Genomic DNA, 1,205 nt, shown 5'->3' on the forward strand with positions numbered 1-1,205 from the left:
CGATGAAGGCCAGTCATCAACTTCTTGAAGGATAACGGTGACCAGGCGCTTTAATTCGCCGATGTCGCTGTCGTCGCTGCGCCGCTTCGCAATCGCATCAATTTCATCGAGAAACAACACCGATGGCGTTTGCTTGGCGTAATCAAGGGCGGCTCTAATGTTCGCACCGCTTTTGCCAAGGAGGCTGCTCATCACCGCAGTCAGATCAAGCACGAATAGCGGCACGCCAAGTTGGGCTGCTATCCAGCGCGCCGTGATGGTTTTCCCTACGCCTGGAGCGCCCACAAACGCCGATGATCTGGTGGGCTGCAGGCCAAGAGAAAGCAGTTTACTGGTTTGCTTTCTCTCCTTAATCAGCTGCGCGAGGCTGGCCTGCACAACTTTGTCCAGCATGGGTGCCGGAAACTCGGGTCCATCATTGAAGACCTTGAGGAGCGATAGCTTCGACTCACCGTCTACCGGCAACACGCTCCCTTCGATTTTCGACGGGACGTCTCGGCGCATGAAGTGTCCATTACCGCTGGGTGCGATGGTCCGAAGGAAGGTTTCCAACTGCTCAGCCAGCTCTGGCTCCATTCCGCGATACTGTCTGACAAGACGTGCAACAAAGAGTCGTACATCTTCGTTTTTTTCGTTGAGGGCCAGCCTGGCCACCTGGACTAAATCTGATTTTACTTTGGTGAACTCGTCCGCTTTCATTTGAATGGTCTGATTTTAGGGGCTTGTAGGTCGCACATTGAGTGGGCTAGATGGTAGCAGGTTGCGCGATATTCGTCCTATTGGCAAGAGCTGGTTAAGCCCCTGAATTACAGGGAGGCGACGACCGGCAGGGGGCTAGCCATGGAGTTGGCTAAAGTGGCAAGATCAACCAGTCGCATCTTTTCCGATTTTTTTGCATTTAATTCGACAACCTTCAGTTGCTTCGTCCATACCCATCAAAAAGGCCACCCGAAGGTGGCCATGGTCAAAAGTTGATGAGTTGTCTGGCGAGTGCCATTTCTACAGAATCACCGTCCTGGTTCAACGAGTCCAATCCGGACTCTGGAACATCCCCTGAGGTGCTCTGCGATACGGCGATTTTCTTGGCCATCAGCTGCAGGCAGGTGATTTGAGAACTGCCGATGTATCCGAAAAAGATCACCCTGACGTCCTGCTTCTGTCCGATCCTCCATGACCGCCTTGCCGCTTGTTGCACCGTGTAGACG

1 protein-coding gene and 1 pseudogene are annotated in these 1,205 nt (G+C 53.4%); both read right to left on the reverse strand.

Translation table 11 applies throughout. From position 1 onward, the window contains the following. A partial coding sequence (locus ALO43_RS02695) for an ATP-binding protein (protein WP_157062261.1) occupies positions 1–699 on the reverse strand: 699 nt, incomplete at its 3' end. 265 nt (positions 700–964) lie between these two features. After that, positions 965–1,205, reverse strand: a pseudogene (locus tag ALO43_RS02700) (hypothetical protein); the annotation flags it as partial.

The sequence above is a fragment of the Pseudomonas tremae genome, from assembly GCF_001401155.1.
In the GTDB taxonomy this organism is placed as follows: Bacteria; Pseudomonadota; Gammaproteobacteria; order Pseudomonadales; family Pseudomonadaceae; genus Aquipseudomonas; species Aquipseudomonas tremae.